This is a genomic window from Mycobacterium sp. NPDC004974 (genome assembly GCF_053600815.1).
Window position 1 is genome coordinate 489,900 of sequence record NZ_JBSGAQ010000002.1, and the last position, 19,637, is coordinate 509,536.

Consider the following 19,637-nt stretch of genomic DNA (forward strand, 5'->3'; position numbering starts at 1 on the left):
TATGCGTGCGGTCGTCGTCGACAGCGCCGGGAAGATCCACGTCGAGACCCGGCCGGACCCGGTCCTGCCCGGTCCCGACGGGGCCATCGTCAAGGTCGAGTCCGCCTCGATCTGCGGATCGGACCTGCACTTCCTGGAAGGCCATTACCCCATCGCCGACCCGGTGTCCGTCGGACATGAGGCGGTCGGCACGATCGTCGAAATCGGGCCGGACGTCACCGGATTCGCGGTGGGTGACCGGGTGCTGGTGTCCTCGGTGGCCGGATGCGGGCACTGCAGCGGCTGCGCGACCCACGACCCGATCCGCTGCGTGCAGGGCCCGCAGATCTTCGGCACCGGGTTCCTCGGCGGCGCCCAGGCCGAACTTCTCGCAGTGCCGGCCGCGAACTTCCAGCTACTGAAGATGCCGGAGGGCATCACCACCGAACAGGCCCTGTTGCTGACCGACAACCTGGCCACCGGCTGGGCGGCGGCCAAACGCGCCGACATCCCCATGGGTGGATCGGTCGCGGTGATCGGTCTGGGCGCGGTCGGCATGTGCGCCCTGCGCAGCGCCATCACCCTCGGTGCGGCAAAGGTCTTCGCCGTCGACCCGGTGGAGGCCAGGCGCGACCGTGCGGCGGCTTCGGGTGCGATCACGTTCGCCCCGCCCTCGGCGCAGGCGATCCGGGAGGCCACCGGTGGGCTCGGCGTGGACTCCGTCATCGACGCGGTGGGCATGGACGCCTCGATCAACGACGCCATCGACGCGGTCCGTGCCGGCGGCACGGTGTCCATCGTCGGCGTGCACGATCTGCAGCCGTACCCGATGCCCGCGCTGGGCTGCCTCCTGCGCAGCCTGACCATCCGGCTGACCACCGCACCGGTGCAGCAGACCTGGCCGGAGCTGATCCCGCTGCTGCAGGCAGGCCGGCTCAACGTCGACGGGATCTTCACCACCACGATGTCGCTGGACGACGCCGCCGAGGGCTATGCCAAGGCGTTCTCCCGCTCGGGTGAAGATCTGAAGGTGCAGCTCAAGCCGTAGCGGCAGCGGTTGGTCAGCCATCACCGGCCGCGAGCGTGGCACGTATGCACGAAAACCGTGGCAAACGCGTGCAGGAACGCCACAGTCGGCCTCTCGGCCCCAGCGTGGCCGCCGCCGTCGTCGCGCATTCCACGACTCCGGTGTTGGTCGTGCCCGAGGAGCACAGCTGTCAGACGCTGTCCTGAAGGTACTTACGGAGGTTGTCCCGGAGCGTGGACACGGCACGCTGCATGGTCTTGAGTTCGTCCAATGACAGACCGGTCGCCGCCACGAGATCCATCTCGAAAGCCTGCGCGCGGAGTTCGCGACCGGCATCGGTGAGGCTGACGATCACCTGACGCTCGTCGCTGGGATCACGTTGCCGTGTCACGTATCCCAGCGCCTCGAGCTTCTTCAGGATGGGCGTCAACGTGTTGGACTCCAGGAACAGCTTCTCGCCCAGGCTGCCCACGGTCTGGTGGTCCTGCTCCGAGAGCGCGACGATCGCGATGTACTGCGTGTAGGTGATGCCCCTGGCATCCAGGATCGGCTTGTAGGCCTTGCCGTACGCGAGGTTGGCCGAGTAGACGGCAAAGCACAGGAAATCGGAGAGCTGCGGAGTCTCGGGTGCCATGCCCAAAATTATATCGGATCCGATTCAATCGGATGGGATGGAATGTGGAGCATCCGGCGTTCATCTCTAACGCATCCGATTGCATCGGCCCATCCACACGAAGGAGAACCGCAGTGACCACTGAGACCGACAACGTCCTCTACACCGCACAGACCCACACCACCGGCGGGCGGCAGGGCGAGTCCTACAGCTCCGACGGCAACCTCGACATCCAGCTCACCCCGCCGGGCGGCACCGGCACCGGCACCAACCCCGAGCAGTTGTTCGCGGCCGGCTGGTCGGCGTGCTTCCTGAGCGCCATGGGCTTGACCGCGGGCAAGCACAACGTGAAGCTGCCCGCCGAGACCGCGGTGGACGCCGAGGTAGACCTGCTCAACACCGACGGGGCATTCTCACTGCGGGCCCGGCTCAACGTCACCATCCCGGGCGTCGATCGAGAGGTCGCCCAGGCCATCGCCGATGACGCGCACCAGGTCTGCCCCTACTCGAAGGCGACCCGCGGCAACATCGACGTCACCATCAGCGTGGCCTGACCCCAGTAGCTCAACGACTGGCCACTTGTGACACGCCTTTTGCGGCATGGCGTGCCACAAGTGGCCACTCGGCGAACCAAACCGAACAGCTACTCCTTCATGTCCAGCACCGGCGTCGGCCGCCGGAAACCACGGGTAACCCCGGCCAGCCACACGAATCCCACTGCCAACCAGCACAACCCGACGATCAGCGTCATCCCGGACAAACTCGTCCACAGCCACACGGTCAGCAGGAAACCGATCAGTGGCAGGACGAGCTTGCTGATCACCTGGAGGCCATCGCGTTCCTGCCGGTCGACGAAGTAATGCTTGATGACCGACAGGTTGACCACCGAGAATGCCACCAGCGCACCAAAACTGATCAGCGAGGCCAGCGTGGCCAGGGAGATGACGGTCGCCAGTAGCGATACGACCGACACCGCCAGGATCGCGTACACCGGGGTGGCGAACCGCGGCGAGACGAAACCGAAGACCGGGCGCGGCAGGATGCCGTCGCGTCCCATCGCATACAGGATTCGGGCCACCGAGGCCTGCGACGTGATGGCGGATCCGAGCGCACCGGCGACATAGGCCGCGGTGAAGAAGGTCTGCAGGAACTGCCCGCCCGCGGTCAGCATCAAGTCCAGGGATCCGGACTCGACATCGGCGAACTGGTTGGAGGGGAACACCAGCTGCCCGAGATAAGACAGCACGACGAAGATCACGCCCGACACCAGCGTTGCGATCATGATCGCCTGCGGCACAGATCGTCTGGGTTCCTTTGCCTCCTCTGACAGCGTCGAAACCGCGTCGAAGCCCAGGAACGACAGGCACAGGATCGCCGCGCCGGCCAGCACCGGGCTGAATCCGGTCGTGCTCCCGTCACCGTGGATCGGTGCCATCAGATCGAGCGCGCCCAGGCTCAACACCTTGGAGGTGGCCAGCACCAGGAACGTCACGATGAAGATCGCCTGCACCGCGATGATGACGAAGTTCGCCCGGGCCACCGACACGATGCCGACGACATTCAGCACCGTCACGACCGCGATGGACAGCACGACGAACACCCAGGACGGGATCGCGGGCAGTGCGGCGTGCAGATAGATCCCGATCACCAGGTAGTTGATCATCGGCAGGAACAGGTAATCCAGCAGAAGCGACCACCCGGCGAGAAAACCGACCGGGGCGCCGAATGACTTCTGCGAGTAGGTGTATGCCGATCCAGCGACCGGGTAGGCGACCGCCATCATCGCGTACGACCGGGCGGTGAACACCATGGCCGCCAGCGTCACCAGATAGGCGACCGACAACCTGCCGCCGGTGGTCTGGGTGACGATGCCGTAGGTGGTGAACACCGTGAGCGGCACCATGTACACCAGACCGAACAGCACCAACGACGGCAGCCCCAGAGCACGGCGCAGCCGCCCCTCGGTCGCTTCAGCCACATCGGACATGCCAGTTCCTCTCATTACTCGGCCGAATAGACCTGCGTGCCCTGCAGATACGTGGCGCGCACCTTCAGCGCCGGAAGCTCGGATGGTGGGAGGTACCTCGGATCGCGGTCCAGCCACACCAGATCAGCACTCGAGCCGGGAACGATGCGGCCCCAATTCTCTTCCGCGAAAGCCTGATACGCCACGGCAGTGGTGTACGACGACAGCGCGTGCTCGATCGGAAGGACCTCTTCCGGGGTCCAACCGCCCGCCGGTTCCCCCTCGGACGTGCACCGCGAGACCGCGACGGCAACACCGTCCAGCGGCGCACCCGAGGACACCGGCCAGTCCGATCCGAACGCCAGCGCCGCACCCGAACTCTCCAGTGTGCGCATCCGGTACTGCCGATCTGCCCGCTGCGATCCCAGCCGGGGAATCGTGAGCACCGTCATCAGGGCATCCATCTGCGCCCACAGCGGCTGCATGTTGGGGATGACGCCCAGCTCGGCGAAGCGGCCCAGGTCGGCGTCGTCCACCAGCTGAGCATGGGCGATCACCGGCCGCCGGTCCCGCGGACCATTGTGCCGCGCAACGTATTCGATGGCATCCAGCGCCTGTCGGACCGCGGCATCGCCGATGGCGTGGATGTGGATCTGCAGACCCAGGTCATCGACCCTCTTGGCCGCCTCCGCCAGCGCGTTGCCCTCCCACAACTGCATGCCGTGGGAGTGCAGTCCCGAGCAGTACGGTTCCAGCAGCGCACCGGTCTCGTTCTCCACCACGCCGTCGGCGAAGAACTTCACGGTCTGCGCGGTCAGCAGCGGTGAGCCCGCCGCCTGGACCCGGTCCCTGGCCGCGGCGTATTGCGTTACCTGAGTATCGAAGTGGCGCGGGTCGGCGTAGAACGCCAGGTTGAATCGCATCCGCAGGGCGCCCTGCCGGACGGCTGCGAGGTAGGTGTCCAGCTCTGCCGGCTCTACCCAGGCGTCCTGAACCCACGTCACGCCGCGCGCCAGGTAGTAGTCGGCGGCCGTGCCCAATGCCGCGACCCCGACGGCCTCGTCACGGGCCGGCATGACCGCGGTGATCAGGTCGGTGGCGCCCCATTCGCGCAACGTGCCCAGCGGCGAGCCGTCCTCACGGCGCGGAATCTCACCGAGTATCGGTTCTGGAGAGTCCGCAGTGATGCCGGCGCGTTGCAACGCAACCGAATTGACCCAGAAGGTGTGGTAGTCCCAGGCGCGCAACACCACGGGCCGGTCCGGGACGGCGGCGTCGAGCCATCGCGCGTCGAACAAGCCGTCGGGGGCAAGGCTACCGTCGTACGAAGCGCCGACAATCCACTCCTGATCGGGATTCGCGTCTGCGAATTCTTTTACCGCCGATACAATTTCGTCGACCGACCGGCAGGGCCGGACCGCGGGGCCCGCGGACTCCAAACCGCCGAACAGCGGATGTGCATGGCCGTCACCGAACGACGGCATCAGGAAGCCGCCCTCCAGGTCGATCTTCCGATCGGCCGCCGACGCCAACGCGTCGTCACCCACTGCCTGCACCACTCCATCGGCGACCAGCAGCGCATCGGTGGTCGCCGTGGGTGTCCAGATCGCACCGCCGTGGAAGAGCGTCGCAGCCTTGTCGGGCACGGAGAATGAAGTCACAAACTGGTCCTATTTCCTCGGTCCTATTTTTCGGGCAGAAGCACCGCGGTCGCACCGCCATCGACGGCACGGTCGTCGCGGAGCTCTTTGGCGAGTCCATCGAGGTCAGAGCGCCAGTGGCGCCACACCAACCCCACCCACGCGGGCGGCGGCCGTACGGCCACACGGCACGACAAAGGTGCGCGGGCGGTCGCACTGAGCGTGGTCATGTCACTCCTAAAGCGAATGGAATTCGTTTATTCTGTGACCCAGACCACCCTTTGTAAAGCGGTGAGATGAAATTGAGGGGGAACAGGCCATGGGACGTCCATCGATACCGATCCTGTCATTGGACCGGATCGCCAGTGCGGCAATGGATCTCGTCAACACGACGGGGGGATTTACCATCCCCGAACTGGCCCGCAGACTCAAGGTCAGCCCGTCATCGCTGTACAACCACGTGTCCGGGCGCGAGCAGATCGTCGAACTGCTCCGCGAACGGGCGATGTCGGAAGTGGAGTTGCCAGACCTCGACGCCGATCGGCCGTGGGCCGAGATCCTGGCCGACATCATGCGCTCGTACCGCAGCAGCTTCGCCCGCTACCCGCGACTGATTCCCCTGCTCACGGCCCATGCCGTCAACAGCAGCCAGGCGCTCACGATGTACAACGCACTGGCCGTCACCCTGACCCGCGCCGGCTACAGCCCCACCGACACGCTGCGGACCATCACCCTGGTCGACAACTACGTGCTGGGCTCTGCCCTCGACCTGACCGCCCCCGACAGACCGTGGGAGTCCGGGGCCCAAGTCGGTCCGGAGCTGACCGCCGCGCTGGCCACCGGCGCATCCCGGCCCGCGCGGGCCGACGACGCATTCGAGTACGGACTGGCGGTGCTTCTGCGCGGGTTGGTTCTGCCCTGATCAGTCCCGGCCGCCTAGGGTTGCGGGCTACCCGCAGCGGTTGTGGAAATCAGTCGCCGGTTGCCGGATGCCCTGCAGTTCGGCCCGGATCTGCGGCTTGTCCTCGAGGTAAGCCTGCACCGAATCAGCCATCTGGTCGTTCGACTGCCCCTTGAGGCTGGTGAAGAAGTCGTTGACGTCGGGATGGGTGAACAGGTAGGCCGCGCTGGCCGCGCGGACGCCGGCCATCACGCCGGCCAGGTCGGCAGCGGTGCAGTTCGGCTCATCTGCGGCAGCGATAGGCGCGCCAACGGCCAAGAGCGACAGGCCGATTGCGCCGGTGGCGATCACACGGGTGAACATGGTGGCTCCTAAGTCGACTCGGATAACTGAGCTGAGGCTCATGGACGCCCCGGCCGCCAGCCGCCGCCACCACCGCCGTTGTCGGGTGGGCGGGGGTCGATGTTGATTTCTAAGCCCCCGCCGGCGCAGTACCAGTCGTTGGCGCAGTAATACGGGTAGTAGGGGCCCGCCTTCGGCGGCGTGGGTCCCCCACCCCGGACACTGCCCTGCGCACACACCGTGGAACCGCCGGCATCGATACATTCCGCGGCGGCGGGAGGGGCCGTGTTGATGGAGATGGTGATGGGTACGGTCAAACCGGCCAGTCCGAGTAACACTGGACGCCACATGCTCCGCATGACCACTCCTCAGTAGGTCCCCGTGAGCCGAGAATAAATCCCGGGGACGCCCAAATACGCGCTATCGACAATATCCGGTCCCATGCCGGGGCGCACCTCGTTCGTAACCGGTTGTGCTCGCACAGATTGCAAGGCTCCCCGCCAGATTCGAGCCCACCTAACCTCACGCGCGTGAACGAAGACTGGCTGGCCGTGATCGTCGGCCTCACCCTACTGACCCTCGTGCTCGTCGGCGCCATCCCCGGCAGCGTGATCCCATGACCAGCACCAAAGAACGCTCGCAGCAGCGCACATCGAAGATCGGCTACGCCGTCGCCGGTGTGCTCGTGGTCATCGCACTGGGCGCGGCGACCCGATTCCTGGAGACCCAGGTACCCCACTGGGCGTCTGGAACAGGGTTGGCCAAGATCGCGAAATCAGTCGAATTTCCGTTCTACGCAATCGCTCTCGGCCTGATCGGCAACGCAATCCTGGCCAAGTTCGCGCTGCGCGACGCTCTGTCGCAAGGCTTTCGCACCGAGTTCTTCATCAAGGCCGGCCTGGTCCTGCTGGGCGCGTCGATCAACCTCAAGGTGCTCGCCACCGCCGCGGGACCGGCGATCATCCAAGCCCTGCTGCTGATTTCGATCGTCTTCGGGTTCACCTGGTGGCTGGGCGGGCGACTCGGCCTCGACGACAAACTACGGGCGTTGCTGGCCTCAGCGGTCTCCATCTGCGGGGTGAGCGCGGCCATCGCGGCGGCCGGGGCGGTGCAGGCCCGGAAGGAGCAACTGGCCTACGCCGCGTCGCTCGTCATCGTGTTCGCCCTCCCCTCGATCTTCCTGCTGCCTTGGCTCGCCGATGTGTTCGGCCTGTCCGACGCGGTCGCGGGAGCCTGGATCGGCGGCAACATCGACACCACCGCCGCCGTGGCCGCCGCGGGCACGATCGCCGGTGAGCACGCGTTGCAGATCGCCACGATCGTCAAGACCACCCAGAACGCGTTGATCGGCATCGTCGCCATCGCGCTCACCGCGTACTTCGCCCTGAAGGTCGAGCGGCAATCGGGCGACCCGGACGCAACTGTGGCACGTCCGTCGCTGCGCGAATTCTGGGATCGCTTCCCCAAATTCGTGCTCGGCTTCATCGCCGCCTCGGTTATCGGCACGCTGTATCTGCAGTTCGTGGCCGACGGTAAGGCCGCGATCGCAACAGTGAACGACCTGCGGACCTGGTTCCTGATCTTCGCTTTCGTGGCGATCGGGCTGGAGTTCTCACTGCGCGGCCTCAAGGAGGCCGGATGGCGGCCCGTCGTGCTGTTCGCGGCGGCCACCGTGGTCAACATCATGGTGGCGCTCGGGTTGGCCTCCCTCCTGTTCGGCGGCTTGTTCGGCAGCTTCGGCACGGGGTAGCCGTTACCCTGGCTAAGTGCCGACAACCTGGTCGCGGCGAGGGTTTCTCACGGTCAGCGCTGCGATGACCCTGGTCGCCGCATGTAGCACGCAGAAGCCTGGCGAAATCGCGAAAGACGGTTCGGTGACCGTCCGCCACCTGTTCGGCGACACCAACGTCCCAGGACCACCACAACGGGTGGTCAGCGCGGGATTCACCGAACAGGACGACCTGCTGGCGCTCGGCGTCGTCCCGGTCGCGACGACCGAATGGTTCGGAGGCGAGCCATTCGCGGTGTGGCCCTGGGCGCAACCGAAACTCGGGGGCGCCCAGCCCACCGTCCTCGGCCTGAACGACGGCATCCAGGTCGACGAGATCGCAGCCCTCAAACCGGACCTGATCGTGGCCACCAACGCCGGGCTCGACGCCGACACCTACGCCAAGCTCTCCGAGATCGCCCCGACGATCGCTCAGTCCGGACCCGACGCGTTCTTCGAACCATGGCGCGACCAGGCCACCCTCATCGGGCAGGCGCTCTTCCAGAACGACGCGATGACCGGCCTGATCGCCGGAGCGGACGACAAGTTCAAGGCGGTGGCCACCAACAACCCGCGATTTGCCGGCAAGAAGGCCATGCTGCTGGCCGGCACCTTGTTCCGCGACGGTGTGCAAACCCAGACGGGATGGCGAACTGAATTTCTCACCCAGATGGGCTTCGCCGTGCCCCCGACACCGGAGCTGATCCCGCGCTCGGACATCGCCTCGGTGCTCGACGCCGCCGACGTACTGATCTGGACCACCGAGAGTGATCAGGAGCGCGACGCCCTACTGGCCGACCCGACCATCGCCGGCCTGCGGGCCACCACCCGCAAACGGCACGTTTTCACCCCAAAAGACCTGGCCGGCGCGATCGCGTTCGCCTCGCCGCTGTCCTACCCGGTGGTGGCCGATCAGCTGCCGCTCCTGCTCAACCGGGCGCTGACCTGACAAGATGACCGGGTGACAAGCACCCAGGAACACTCCGCGCACCGTGGTACCGCCATCGTCGGCTCGGCCTACTATCCGGTGCTCGTCGCAGTCTTCACGGCCCTGGTGATCGTCTCGAACGTCACCGCCACCAAAGGCGTCGCTTTCGGGCCGATCATCGGCAACTGGTCGATCATCACCGACGGCGGTTTCATCGTCTTCCCGCTCACCTACGTGATCGGCGACGTGCTCTCCGAGGTGTACGGATTCAAGGCCGCCCGCCGCGCCATATTCCTCGGATTCTCGATGAATATCCTTGCTGCACTGGCATTCTGGATCACCATCTACCTGCCCGCGGCGGACTTCTACACGAATCAGGAACACTTCGAGAACATCGTCCACGCCTACACCCAGTTGATCATCGCGGGCCTGGCCGGGTTCATCGTCGGGCAGACCATCAATGCCTGGGTCGTGGTCGCCATCAAGCAACGCACCAAGGAGAAGCACCTGTGGGCCCGCCTGGTCGGATCCACCTTCGCCGGCCAGCTCGGCGACACCCTGGTCTTCTGCGGCATCGCGGCCAGCGCGATCGGCATCAGCACCTTCGGCGACTTCGTCACCTACACGGCGCTGGGCTGGATCTACAAGACCGCGGTCGAGGTGGTCATGCTGCCGATCACCTACCGCGTGATCGCCGCCATCAAGCACCGCGAGCCCACATATCAGGCCGCCGTGTGAGGCTTCGATAAGGCACCTCTGGCAAGGTTCATAGAGCCGGAGCTTTCTTAGCTACCGACGGGTAGCTTCAGGTCATGAGTGTGACATCAGAGGTGATGGACGCGGGACCGAGCCTGAACCCAGGCACCGCCCGCGACTATGGCGATCAGGCTCTGCTGCTCGAGTTCGACAGCACGGCGGATGTTTTGGCGTGGACCGCCACGCTCACGGCGGCCCAACTGCTCGGTGTGCTCGATATCGTGCCGGCGTCACGCACGATCTTGATCAAGCTCGCCGATCCTCGCTACCAGGCGCCCACCCGGCAACGGCTGGGCAAGCTGCGGCTGCAACCCGGCGCGGCACCCATCCGCCCTGCCGGGCAGGCGGACGTGACCATCGACGTGGTCTACGACGGCGCCGACCTGCACGAGGTCGCGACACTGACCGGGCTGACCCCGGCGCAGGTGATCGCGGCACACACCGGCGCCCCGTGGCAGGTCGGATTCATGGGCTTCGCTCCCGGATTCGCCTACCTCGTCGGGGGCGACGAGCGACTACATGTGCCACGCCGGGCCGAGCCCCGCACCAGTGTCCCGGCCGGGGCGGTGGGACTGGCCGGCGAGTTCAGCGGCATCTACCCACGGCAGTCGCCCGGCGGCTGGCAGTTGATCGGACGCACCGATGCGGTGATGTTCGACGTACATCGGGACCAACCCGCACTGCTCACCCCCGGTACGTGGGTGCAGTTCCGGGCCATCGGCTAGCCGCGAGGAGCAGACCATGACCACAACGTTGGAAGTACTGCGCACCGGACCGCTGGCACTAGTCGAGGACCTCGGCCGCCCTGGAATGGCCCACCTCGGCGTCACCCGCTCCGGTGCCGCCGACCGCCGGTCCCACACGCTGGCCAACCGCCTGGTGGCCAATCCGGGTGAACACGCCACCATCGAGGTGATGTTCGGCGGATTCTCCGCCCGGGTTGTCGGCGGCGATGTCTCCATCGCGGTCACCGGCGCCGACACGGACCCGGCGGTCAATGGAATCCCGTTCGGCACCAACAGCATTCACCGCGTGCGCGACGGCGAGGTGATCTCACTGGGCGCCCCACACTCGGGGCTACGCAGCTACCTGGCGGTACGCGGCGGCATTGCCGTGGAACCGGTCCTTGGTTCGCGGAGCTACGACGTGATGTCGGCGATCGGCCCGGCACCGCTGCGGCCCGGCGACGTCCTGCCGGTCGGTGCGCACACCGCCGACCTGCCCGAGACGGACCAGGCCCCGGTCGCCTCGATCTCCGGCGACGTGCTGGAACTCAATGTGGTGCCCGGCCCGCGCGACGATTGGTTCGTCGACCCCGACGTGCTGATCCGGACCAACTGGCTGGTGACCACCCATAGCGACCGGGTAGGGATGCGGCTGGTCGGCATGCCGCTGGATTACCGCTGGCCGGAACGGCAACTGCCCAGCGAGGGCGCAACCCGCGGAGCAATCCAGATACCGCCCAACGGTTTTCCGGTGATCCTCGGGCCCGACCACCCGGTCACGGGCGGCTACCCGGTGATCGGTGTGGTGACCGACGAAGACATCGACAAGCTGGGCCAGGTCCGGCCGGGCCAGACCGTACGGCTGCACTGGGTGCACCCCCGCCGGCCGTTCGAGGGATAGTCGTCTGGACCATGCCCGTCGTCATTTTCTACGTCAGGGTTGCGATCCGCCGGCGATCAACGACCCAGGTGTGGAAAACGGCGCCCGGGGAGCGCGGCCTATGCGCTGGACGGCCGGCAACGTAGAGACACCGGCGCGCAGCGCTGGTAGAACATGGGTGTGGCCTTCCAGGATGTCAGCGCGCCGTCCGTCCGAGGCGGAATCCTGCACACCGCGCGTCTGGTCCATACCTCCGATCTCGACCACGAGACCCGCGAGGGCGCCCGGCGCATGGTCATCGAGGCGTTCGAGGGCGACTTCACCGACGCCGACTGGGAGCACTCGCTCGGCGGCATGCACGCGTTCATCTGCCATCACGGTGCGCTGATCGCGCACGCCGCCGTGGTGCAGCGGCGCCTGATCTACCGGGACATCCCGTTGCGCTGCGGCTACGTGGAAGCCGTGGCGGTACGCGAGGATTGGCGAGGCCAGGGCCTGGCCACCGCCGTCATGGACGCCGTCGAACAGGTGCTGCGCGGCGCCTACCAACTCGGCGCACTCAGCTCGTCGGCGACCGCCACGGACATCTACATCGCCCGCGGCTGGGTGCCCTGGCAGGGCCCGACCTCGGTGCTGAAGCCTGCCGGTGTGACGCGCACACCCGAGGACGACCGGTCGCTGTTCGTGCTGCCGATCGACCTGCCCGCCGGCATGGAGCTCGACACCACCGCGGAGATCACCTGCGACTGGCGCGACGGGGACGTCTGGTAACCACCAGAAAGCACAGGCTCACATCCATGTAGGTGAGCGGGTGAGCGGAATTTCACGACCGGGTCACCGCGGGGAGCGCCTCCGCAATAAACGCTTCCTACTTTTGCGCCATGCCCATTCTGCTGAAGTCGAACCGCATCACCAATTGGGATCCCGAGGACACGCTGGCCTGGGAAGCCGGAAACAAATACATCGCGCGACGAAATCTGATCTGGTCGGTGTTCGCCGAACACGTCGGCTTCTCCATCTGGTCCATCTGGTCGGTCATGGTCCTGTTCATGCCCGAGGCTGTGTACGGCTTCTCGGCCGGTGACAAGTTCCTGCTGGGCGCCACCGCCACCCTGGTCGGCGGCTGCCTGCGCATCCCCTACACGCTGGCCACCGCCACCTTCGGCGGCCGCAACTGGACGGTGTTCTCAGCCTTCGTCCTGCTGATCCCCACCGTCGGAACGATGGTGTTGCTGGCGAATCCGGGACTGCCACTGTGGCCCTACCTGCTGTGCGCGGCCCTCGCCGGTTTCGGCGGCGGCAATTTCGCCTCCTCCATGACCAACATCAATGCCTTCTTCCCGCAGCGGCTCAAAGGCTGGGCACTGGGGCTCAATGCCGGCGGCGGCAACATCGGTGTACCGATGATCCAGTTGGTCGGCCTGCTGGTGATCGCCACCGCGGGCAACCGCGCCCCGTACTGGGTGTGCGCCGTCTACCTGGTAGCGCTGGCCGCGGCCGGCATCGGCGCGGCCCTCTACATGGACAACCTCGAGCAGCACAAGATCGATCTGGGGGCGATGAAAGCCATTCTGGCAGAACGTGATACCTGGATGATCTCGCTGCTCTACATCGGCACCTTCGGATCCTTCATCGGCTTCGCGTTCGCCTTCGGCCAGGTGCTGCAGATCAACTTCGCCGCAGGCGGCCAGACCGCTGCCCAGGCCTCGCTGCACGCCGCGCAGATCGCCTTCATCGGCCCGCTGCTCGGTTCGCTGTCCCGGGTGTACGGCGGCAAGCTGGCGGACCGGATCGGTGGCGGCCGGGTCACCCTGGCGGTGTTCGGCGGCATGATCCTGGCGGCCGGAATGCTGGTCGCGATCAGCATGTTCAGCCCCGACAACGGAGGTCACACGCCGCACGCTCCCAACAGCCTGATGATGACCGGCTACGTCATCGGCTTCATCGCCCTGTTCCTGCTCAGCGGCCTGGGCAACGGCTCGGTCTACAAGATGATCCCGTCGATCTTCGAGGCCCGCAGCCACTCCCTGCAGGTCAGCGAAGACGAGCGGCAGCGGTGGTCGCTGTCCATGTCGGGCGCACTGATCGGATTCGCCGGTGCCATCGGTGCCCTCGGCGGTGTGGGTATCAACCTGGCCCTTCGCCAGTCCTACCTGTCCAGTGGGTCAGCCACCGCGGCGTTCTGCATCTTCCTGGCGTTCTACGTGCTGACCTCGGCATGCACCTGGTTCCGCTACGTCCGGCGGCCCGCTGCTACGGCCGTCCCAACGGCCCCGGCAGACCGACACGCCTCGGCAATGGCCGGGTAATCACTTGGAAACACAAGCTGCCTTCACTGGATCCATGAACGAGCCCGACTGGGCACCGCTCACAGGGTTTCGTGTGGCGGTGACCTCCGCCCGACGTGCCGACGAGCTGAGCGCGCTGCTGACCAGGCGCGGCGCGACGGTGACCAGCGCGGCCGCCATCACGATGGTTCCGCTGCCCGACGACGATGAGCTGCGCGCCCACACCGCGTCGCTGATCGACGTGCCGCCGGACATCGTGGTGGCGACCACCGGGATCGGCTTCCGCGGCTGGTTCGCCGCCGCCGACGGCTGGGGCCTGGCCACCGAGCTCACCGACGCCCTGAGCAACGCCCGCATCGTCTCCCGTGGCCCGAAAGCCACGGGGGCGTTGCGTGCAGCGGGCCTGCCCGAGGAATGGTCGCCGGAATCGGAATCCTCCCGGGAGGTGTTGCGCTACCTCATCGAACAGGGCGTCGACAGGCAACGCATCGCGGTGCAGCTACACGGGGCCACCGACGAATGGGACCCGTTCCCCGAGTTTCTCGATGAGTTGCGGGCCGGCGGCGCCGAGGTGGTGCCGATCCGGGTCTACCGCTGGCACCCCGCGCCACGGGACGGCGAGTTCGACCAGATGGTCGCCGGAATCGCCGAACGACGGTTCGATGCAGTCAGTTTCACCTCGGCGATGGCGGTGGCCTCGGTGCTCATGCGCGCCACCGAGATGGACATCGCCGACCGGGTACTGGCCGCGCTGCGCACCGACGTCCACGCCATGTGCGTCGGCCCGGTCACCGCGCGACCACTGGTCCGGCTCGGGGTTCCGACCTCGGCACCGGAACGGATGCGGTTGGGCGCCTTGGCCCGTCACATCACCGACGAGCTGCCGCTGCTGCAGGCGCGGACCGTCCGGGTCGCCGGGCACACGCTCGAGATCCGGGGCACCTGTGTTCTGGTCGACGGCACGGTCAAGTCGCTGTCCCCGGCCGGGATGGCGACCATCCGCGCACTGGCGCACCACCCGGGCGCGGTGGTGTCGCGGTTCGATCTGCTCAGCGCACTGCCGGGCACCGGCACCGACACCCACGCCGTCGAGACCGCGGTGCTGAGGCTTCGTACTGCCTTGGGAGACAAGAACATCGTATCGACGGTCGTCAAACGGGGTTACCGGCTGGCCGTCGACGAAACCGAGATGGCCCGGGCGCGATGAGCCTGGTCCTGGTCGCCCACGGAACCCGCAAGCCGGGCGGTGTCGCGATGATCGGCGATCTCGCCGCGCGGGTGTCCGACATGCTCGGCCGCCCCGTGCACGTCTCATTCGTCGACGTGGTGGGCCCGACGCCAAGCGAAGTTCTCGCATCGCTACCCATGGACTGCCCGGCAGTGGTGGTGCCCGCATTCCTGGCTGCCGGATACCACGTCCGGGTCGACGTGCCCGACCACGTGGCGGCCAGTGAGCACCCGGCCGTGACAGTCACCCAGCCGCTGGGACCCTGCCAGGGAACCGTGCGGGTTCTCGCCGATCGGCTCATCGAATCAGGATGGCGGCCAGGCGATTCGGTGATCCTCGCGGCCGCCGGAACTTCGGACCGAAGCGCCCAGTCCGACCTTCGGCGCACCGCCGCACTGCTGTCAGCCGTGACCGGCGACCGCGTAGAACTGGCCTTCGCCGCCACCGGGGCGCCGAGCGTTGCCGAAGCCGTCGCCGCGCAGCGCAGCCGCGGCCATCGCCGCATAGCTGTGGCGTCCTACCTGCTCGCCGACGGGCTGTTCCAGGACCGGCTGCGTGAATCCGGCGCCGACCTCGTGGGCGAACCGCTCGGCACCCACCCCGGCATGGTTCGGCTGATTGCCAACCGGTTCCGCCGTGCCGGGGTACTGAGCCTGCCGGCCGCCGCGTGAGCGGAGCGACCGGGCGATCAGTGGCCCGACACATCCCACGAGCAGGAGTGCGCCACCGGCGCCCGCCACCGAGAAGAACGCCGATCGCCGCGTACTGACCATCGCCGAACATTGCTCGACGTAATCACTGGCCATGAATCCCGGTCCGGCGAGCGTGTACTGGTCCAGGTTGAGCCGGTCCTGTTGGGCGGCGACGCTGTAATCCGGCTGCGCTCCGTTACCGCACGGGATGGGTTGACCGGCACGATCCACGGCATTCAAGGCCAGGGGCATGAACGTTGCCCCGAGTGCGCCCAGCATCGCGGCCGCCCCCACCAAATTCATTACCGAACGCGCAAACATCCCTTGTCAGCCCCTCTGACGACGCTTCCTTGAGAGGGAGTTTAAACACACCCAGCGAACTATTCTAGTTAGCCAGAGAGATGCGCACCACAGCTTTGGAGACATTCCGGACCGTGCAAATCTGGCAAATTTCCCTGCGAAACCACCTCTGTCCAGGTGTTTGCCTGAGTAACGAGCCTCTGACCGTTTGCCAGCGGATCGCCGCGTCAGATCCGGGTCGAAAACTCAGCTATCGTTATCGCGATTCATCGGGCGATTCGGCAGGAGTACAGGCAAAGGTGCAGGTGACAACACCGGCGGGCGCAGCCCGTCGAGACGACGCGCACGGCAGTGCGACCCGGTGACCGGGTCCCGGCCGAACGTCTGCGTCAGCACCTGCTCAACGCTCTGGAACGCACGTCACGGCCGATGACCACTGCCCAGCTACGTGACGACATGCACCAGCACTTCCGCGCACCGGTCGTAATCGAGTCTGTGTACCGCAATCTGACGGTGCTGGAGCGCCGCGGCGCAGTGGAGCGCCGCAAGCTCCAGGGGCGCGACGCGCACTGGAGCCGGGCGACCGATCAGGCGGAGATCTGAACGAACCCGCCCGGAGTGATCCGGGTCCGGTAGACCGGGATCGACACCGTGTCGTCGTCGAGACAACTACCGTCATCGAGCGCGAAGGCCTGCTTCTTGATCGGCGACTGCACGGCCGCCCGGCCGGCGCGATCACCTACGATCCCGCGCGAGAGCACGGCGGCACCGGAGAACGGATCGATGTTGCCCACCGCGTGCAATGACTCGTCGTCGAGGCGGAACAGTGCCGCCTGCGAGCCGTCGGGCAGCAGTACCGCGACGCCGCGGCACGGCATCAGGAAGTCATACCGGCAGGCCGTCGTCCATTCCCCAGGCGTCGCGGCGTGAACCTCTTTGTGGTCGTCGAGCAGTGTCATTTCGCCTCCTGAAATCCGCGGACCTTCGGCATCCCGATGTCGGTTGCCCCCGGCACCTTGCGACCGCCGCGCTCGGTGAACGTGATGGTGGGGTCGTCCACGTCGGGTGCGTTGACGAACGACACGAAACGCGACAGCTTCTCCGGGTCCTCCAGCACGCCCTTCCACTCACACGCGTAGCCGGCGACATGGCGCTCCATGGCCGCCTCGAATTCGGCTGCCAGACCGAGGGAGTCGTTGCACACGACATCGCGCAAGTGGTCGAGTCCGCCATCCATCGCCTCCAGCCACGGCGCGGTGCGCTGCAGCCGGTCGGCGGTGCGGATGTAGAACATCAGGAAGCGGTCGATGTAGCGGACGAGGGTCTCGTCATCGAGATCGCCTGCCAGCAACTGGGCGTGCCGCGGAGACATGCCGCCGTTACCGCATACGTAGAGGTTCCAGCCCTGTTCGGTGGCGATGACGCCGACATCCTTGCTCTGCGCCTCGGCGCATTCACGCGCACAACCCGAGACGGCCATCTTGATCTTGTGCGGTGAACGCAGGCCCCGGTACCGCTTCTCGATCTCGACGGCCATGTTCACCGAATCCTGTTGGCCGTAACGGCACCACGTGCTGCCGACGCAGCTCTTCACGGTGCGCAGCGACTTGCCGTAGGCGTGCCCGGACTCCATGCCACCCTCGACCAGGCGCGCCCAGATCTGCGGTAGCTGTTCCACCCGGGCGCCGAACATGTCGATCCGCTGGCCACCGGTGATCTTGGTGTACAGGTCGAAATCCCTCGCGATCTCGCCGATCAGGATCAACTGCTCAGGGGTGATCTCACCACCGGGCGACCGCGGCACCACCGAGTAGCTGCCGTTCTTCTGGATGTTGGCCAGGAAGTGGTCGTTGGAGTCCTGGAGCGAGGCCTGCTCACCGTCGAGCACATGATCGGAGCTGGTGGAGGCCAGGATCGACGCGACCGTGGGTTTGCAGATGTCGCAACCCTTTCCGGTCCCGAACTTCTCGATCAGGCCGGAGAAGGTACGGATCTCGGTGGCGCCGATGATCTCGAAGAGTTCGGCCCGCGACTGGCTGAAGTGCTCGCACAACGCCTTGGACTGCTCGACACCCTCGACCTCCAGCAGCTGTTTGAGCAGCGGCACACACGACCCGCACGACGTGCCCGCCAGCGTGCACTTCTTCAGGCTGGGCACGTCGTCGCAACCGCCGCAGATGGCTTCCTTCAGATCGCCCTTGGTGACGTTGTTGCACGAACAGATCTGCGCGATGTCGGGCAGTGCGGCCACGCCCAGCGCGGGTCCGTCAGTGTCTCCGACCGGAGCGATCAACGCCAGCGGGTCTCCGGGAAGTTCGCTGGCGACCATGGGCCGCAACACACCGTAGGCCGATGCGTCTCCGACCAGGATGCCGCCGAGCAGCGTCTTGGCGTCATCGGAAAGCACCAGCTTGGCGTATGTCTGCTTGACCGGGTCGTTGACCACGACCTCCAGGCAGTTCGGCGTATTCCCTTTCGCATCACCGAAACTGGCGACGTCGACGCCGAGCAGCTTGAGTTTGGTCGACATGTCGGCGCCGGGGAACTCGGCCTCACCGCCGAGCAGTCGGTCGGCCACCACCTCAGCCGTGGTGTAACCGGGCGCGACCAGGCCGTAGCAGCGACCCTCGATGGCCGCCACCTCGCCGATCGCATAGATGCTGGGATCGCTTGTGACACAGGAGAGGTCGGTGAGGACACCACCGCGCTGCGCCATGTCCAGGCCGGCGACGCGGGCCAACTCGTCGCGCGGCCGCACACCGGCGGCGAAGACGACCAGTCCGGCGTCGATCGCGCTGCCGTCGTTGAGCGATATCCGCATCGAGTCGTCGACGTCGGACTTGCGCAGCGGCTTGTGCCGCTGCACCGGCTGAATGCTCTCGGTGCCGACCGCGGTGTGCACCTCGATACCCAGGCCCCGCATCATCCGGTTCAGCAGCGTGCCGCCGGCCTCGTCGAGCTGGGCCGACATCAGGTGCGGCGACATCTCCAGGACATGCGTCCGTAAGCCGAACTGCCGCAGCGCATTGGCCGCTTCCAAGCCCAGCAGACCGCCGCCGATCACCACACCGACCGGGGACTTCGAGTCCAGCGCGTTCTGCGCACTGGCGCGGATCGCGTCGAGGTCATCCAGCGTGCGGTAGACGTGTACACCCGGCAGGTCACGTCCCGGCACCGGCGGCACGAAGGCGTACGACCCGGTGGCCAACACCAGCGCGTCGTAGTCGAAAGTTTCGCCGGTGGCGGTGCGCACCGTGCGGGCTTCCCGGTCGATCTCGGCGACCGCACATCCCAGACGCAGATCGACCCGGTCGTCACCGGTGTAGTCATTACCCGGCAGCGCCAGCTTGGCCCGGTCCCAGTGCTCGGTGTACCCGGTCAGGCCGACCCGGTCATAGGCGGCGTCAGCTTCCTCCGACAGGACGGTGACCCGCCAGGTGCCCGCGGCGTCACGCGACCGCAGCGCCTCGACGAAGCGGTGGCCCACCATGCCGTGTCCGACGACCACGACGTTCTGTGTTGACGACATATGGCGAGGTTAGGAACCCGAAGTTGCCGAATTGTCGCCCTGTGTGACGCGCCCGTCACGGTGTGCTCACGGTCC

At 66.6% G+C, this 19,637-nt stretch carries 21 protein-coding genes; 13 read left to right on the forward strand and 8 right to left on the reverse strand.

The window, feature by feature from the left end; all coding sequences use genetic code 11:
- The first annotated feature begins 1 nt into the window (after window position 1).
- On the forward strand, window positions 2–1,027 hold the full coding sequence (locus tag ACWEFV_RS07265; RefSeq protein WP_450069758.1) for an alcohol dehydrogenase catalytic domain-containing protein: 1,026 nt from the start codon (window positions 2–4) through the stop codon (window positions 1,025–1,027).
- A 169-nt stretch (window positions 1,028–1,196) separates the two neighbouring features.
- On the opposite strand, the gene ACWEFV_RS07270 is transcribed toward ACWEFV_RS07265, so the two are convergent.
- Complete coding sequence (locus tag ACWEFV_RS07270) at window positions 1,197–1,640, reverse strand: MarR family winged helix-turn-helix transcriptional regulator (RefSeq protein ID WP_450069644.1); 444 nt, start codon at window positions 1,638–1,640, stop codon at window positions 1,197–1,199.
- 113 nt (window positions 1,641–1,753) lie between these two features.
- On the opposite strand from ACWEFV_RS07270, the gene ACWEFV_RS07275 reads away from it, so the two are divergent.
- Entirely contained in the window at window positions 1,754–2,173 is a 420-nt protein-coding gene (locus ACWEFV_RS07275; protein WP_135451656.1) for an organic hydroperoxide resistance protein, read from the forward strand.
- Between the two features lie 89 nt (window positions 2,174–2,262).
- Here ACWEFV_RS07275 and ACWEFV_RS07280 read toward each other — a convergent pair whose 3' ends face one another.
- From ACWEFV_RS07280 to ACWEFV_RS07290, 3 genes are read right to left on the reverse strand one after another with little or no spacing between them, the layout of a single operon-like run.
- Window positions 2,263–3,606, reverse strand: coding sequence for an APC family permease (locus tag ACWEFV_RS07280; protein ID WP_450069645.1), 1,344 nt, complete (start codon window positions 3,604–3,606; stop codon window positions 2,263–2,265).
- 14 nt (window positions 3,607–3,620) lie between these two features.
- Window positions 3,621–5,246 (reverse strand): amidohydrolase, encoded by a 1,626-nt coding sequence (locus ACWEFV_RS07285; protein WP_450069646.1) that lies wholly within the window; start codon window positions 5,244–5,246, stop codon window positions 3,621–3,623.
- Window positions 5,247–5,269: 23 nt separating this feature from the next.
- Window positions 5,270–5,455, reverse strand: a complete 186-nt coding sequence (locus ACWEFV_RS07290) for a hypothetical protein (RefSeq protein ID WP_450069647.1) — start codon at window positions 5,453–5,455, stop codon at window positions 5,270–5,272.
- Window positions 5,456–5,544: 89 nt separating this feature from the next.
- On the opposite strand from ACWEFV_RS07290, the gene ACWEFV_RS07295 reads away from it, so the two are divergent.
- A complete protein-coding gene (locus tag ACWEFV_RS07295; RefSeq protein WP_450069648.1) occupies window positions 5,545–6,147 on the forward strand; it encodes a TetR/AcrR family transcriptional regulator in 603 nt (200 codons plus the stop codon).
- A 27-nt stretch (window positions 6,148–6,174) separates the two neighbouring features.
- On the opposite strand, the gene ACWEFV_RS07300 is transcribed toward ACWEFV_RS07295, so the two are convergent.
- Both ACWEFV_RS07300 and ACWEFV_RS07305 read right to left on the reverse strand, forming a co-directional pair.
- Entirely contained in the window at window positions 6,175–6,489 is a 315-nt protein-coding gene (locus tag ACWEFV_RS07300; RefSeq protein WP_450069649.1) for a heme-binding protein, read from the reverse strand.
- 38 nt (window positions 6,490–6,527) lie between these two features.
- Window positions 6,528–6,827 carry a hypothetical protein gene (locus ACWEFV_RS07305; protein WP_450069650.1) on the reverse strand — a complete coding sequence of 100 codons (300 nt, stop codon included), beginning with the start codon at window positions 6,825–6,827 and terminating at the stop codon, window positions 6,528–6,530.
- Between the two features lie 257 nt (window positions 6,828–7,084).
- Here ACWEFV_RS07305 and ACWEFV_RS07310 point away from each other — a divergent pair, with 257 nt between their 5' ends.
- The 10 genes from ACWEFV_RS07310 (at window position 7,085) to ACWEFV_RS07355 (ending at window position 16,636) form a co-directional block, all read left to right on the forward strand.
- Window positions 7,085–8,218 carry a YeiH family protein gene (locus tag ACWEFV_RS07310; protein WP_450069651.1) on the forward strand — a complete coding sequence of 378 codons (1,134 nt, stop codon included), beginning with the start codon at window positions 7,085–7,087 and terminating at the stop codon, window positions 8,216–8,218.
- Between the two features lie 16 nt (window positions 8,219–8,234).
- The gene (locus ACWEFV_RS07315) at window positions 8,235–9,185 is read left to right on the forward strand and encodes an ABC transporter substrate-binding protein (RefSeq protein ID WP_450069652.1); all 951 of its coding nucleotides are present in this window, start codon (window positions 8,235–8,237) and stop codon (window positions 9,183–9,185) included.
- 12 nt (window positions 9,186–9,197) lie between these two features.
- On the forward strand, window positions 9,198–9,902 hold the full coding sequence (locus ACWEFV_RS07320; protein ID WP_450069653.1) for a queuosine precursor transporter: 705 nt from the start codon (window positions 9,198–9,200) through the stop codon (window positions 9,900–9,902).
- A 74-nt stretch (window positions 9,903–9,976) separates the two neighbouring features.
- Complete coding sequence (locus ACWEFV_RS07325) at window positions 9,977–10,645, forward strand: 5-oxoprolinase subunit B family protein (RefSeq protein ID WP_450069654.1); 669 nt, start codon at window positions 9,977–9,979, stop codon at window positions 10,643–10,645.
- A 16-nt stretch (window positions 10,646–10,661) separates the two neighbouring features.
- A complete protein-coding gene (locus ACWEFV_RS07330; RefSeq protein WP_135451648.1) occupies window positions 10,662–11,546 on the forward strand; it encodes a 5-oxoprolinase/urea amidolyase family protein in 885 nt (294 codons plus the stop codon).
- Between the two features lie 159 nt (window positions 11,547–11,705).
- On the forward strand, window positions 11,706–12,296 hold the full coding sequence (gene aac(2')-Ib / locus ACWEFV_RS07335) for an aminoglycoside N-acetyltransferase AAC(2')-Ib (protein WP_135451647.1): 591 nt from the start codon (window positions 11,706–11,708) through the stop codon (window positions 12,294–12,296).
- Between the two features lie 110 nt (window positions 12,297–12,406).
- The gene (locus tag ACWEFV_RS07340) at window positions 12,407–13,834 is read left to right on the forward strand and encodes a nitrate/nitrite transporter (protein WP_450069655.1); all 1,428 of its coding nucleotides are present in this window, start codon (window positions 12,407–12,409) and stop codon (window positions 13,832–13,834) included.
- Window positions 13,835–13,868: 34 nt separating this feature from the next.
- Window positions 13,869–15,020, forward strand: a complete 1,152-nt coding sequence (locus ACWEFV_RS07345) for a uroporphyrinogen-III synthase (protein WP_450069656.1) — start codon at window positions 13,869–13,871, stop codon at window positions 15,018–15,020.
- Window positions 15,017–15,712, forward strand: coding sequence for a sirohydrochlorin chelatase (locus ACWEFV_RS07350; RefSeq protein ID WP_450069657.1), 696 nt, complete (start codon window positions 15,017–15,019; stop codon window positions 15,710–15,712). The genes ACWEFV_RS07345 and ACWEFV_RS07350 overlap by 4 nt, the downstream gene beginning before the upstream one ends.
- Before the next feature lie 672 nt (window positions 15,713–16,384).
- A complete protein-coding gene (locus tag ACWEFV_RS07355) occupies window positions 16,385–16,636 on the forward strand; it encodes a transcriptional repressor (protein ID WP_090433722.1) in 252 nt (83 codons plus the stop codon).
- On the opposite strand, the gene nirD is transcribed toward ACWEFV_RS07355, so the two are convergent.
- Together nirD and nirB are read right to left on the reverse strand one after the other, a co-directional pair.
- Window positions 16,621–16,992: a nitrite reductase small subunit NirD gene (gene nirD / locus ACWEFV_RS07360; protein ID WP_135451643.1), complete on the reverse strand. Its 372-nt coding sequence runs from the start codon at window positions 16,990–16,992 to the stop codon at window positions 16,621–16,623. The genes ACWEFV_RS07355 and nirD overlap by 16 nt on opposite strands.
- Entirely contained in the window at window positions 16,989–19,562 is a 2,574-nt protein-coding gene (gene nirB / locus ACWEFV_RS07365; RefSeq protein WP_450069658.1) for a nitrite reductase large subunit NirB, read from the reverse strand. Before nirB ends, nirD begins: the two co-directional genes overlap by 4 nt.
- Window positions 19,563–19,637: the final 75 nt, after the last annotated feature.

Coding starts and splice junctions, on each gene's coding strand:
- ACWEFV_RS07265 (WP_450069758.1), top strand. CDS start 2: ATGCGTGCGGTCGTCGTCGACAGCGCCGGGAAGATCCACGTCGAGACC.
- ACWEFV_RS07270 (WP_450069644.1), bottom strand. CDS start 1,640: ATGGCACCCGAGACTCCGCAGCTCTCCGATTTCCTGTGCTTTGCCGTC.
- ACWEFV_RS07280 (WP_450069645.1), bottom strand. CDS start 3,606: ATGTCCGATGTGGCTGAAGCGACCGAGGGGCGGCTGCGCCGTGCTCTG.
- ACWEFV_RS07290 (WP_450069647.1), bottom strand. CDS start 5,455: ATGACCACGCTCAGTGCGACCGCCCGCGCACCTTTGTCGTGCCGTGTG.
- ACWEFV_RS07295 (WP_450069648.1), top strand. CDS start 5,545: ATGGGACGTCCATCGATACCGATCCTGTCATTGGACCGGATCGCCAGT.
- ACWEFV_RS07300 (WP_450069649.1), bottom strand. CDS start 6,489: ATGTTCACCCGTGTGATCGCCACCGGCGCAATCGGCCTGTCGCTCTTG.
- ACWEFV_RS07305 (WP_450069650.1), bottom strand. CDS start 6,827: ATGCGGAGCATGTGGCGTCCAGTGTTACTCGGACTGGCCGGTTTGACC.
- ACWEFV_RS07310 (WP_450069651.1), top strand. CDS start 7,085: ATGACCAGCACCAAAGAACGCTCGCAGCAGCGCACATCGAAGATCGGC.
- ACWEFV_RS07325 (WP_450069654.1), top strand. CDS start 9,977: ATGAGTGTGACATCAGAGGTGATGGACGCGGGACCGAGCCTGAACCCA.
- ACWEFV_RS07330 (WP_135451648.1), top strand. CDS start 10,662: ATGACCACAACGTTGGAAGTACTGCGCACCGGACCGCTGGCACTAGTC.
- ACWEFV_RS07340 (WP_450069655.1), top strand. CDS start 12,407: ATGCCCATTCTGCTGAAGTCGAACCGCATCACCAATTGGGATCCCGAG.
- ACWEFV_RS07345 (WP_450069656.1), top strand. CDS start 13,869: ATGAACGAGCCCGACTGGGCACCGCTCACAGGGTTTCGTGTGGCGGTG.
- ACWEFV_RS07350 (WP_450069657.1), top strand. CDS start 15,017: ATGAGCCTGGTCCTGGTCGCCCACGGAACCCGCAAGCCGGGCGGTGTC.
- nirD (WP_135451643.1), bottom strand. CDS start 16,992: ATGACACTGCTCGACGACCACAAAGAGGTTCACGCCGCGACGCCTGGG.
- nirB (WP_450069658.1), bottom strand. CDS start 19,562: ATGTCGTCAACACAGAACGTCGTGGTCGTCGGACACGGCATGGTGGGC.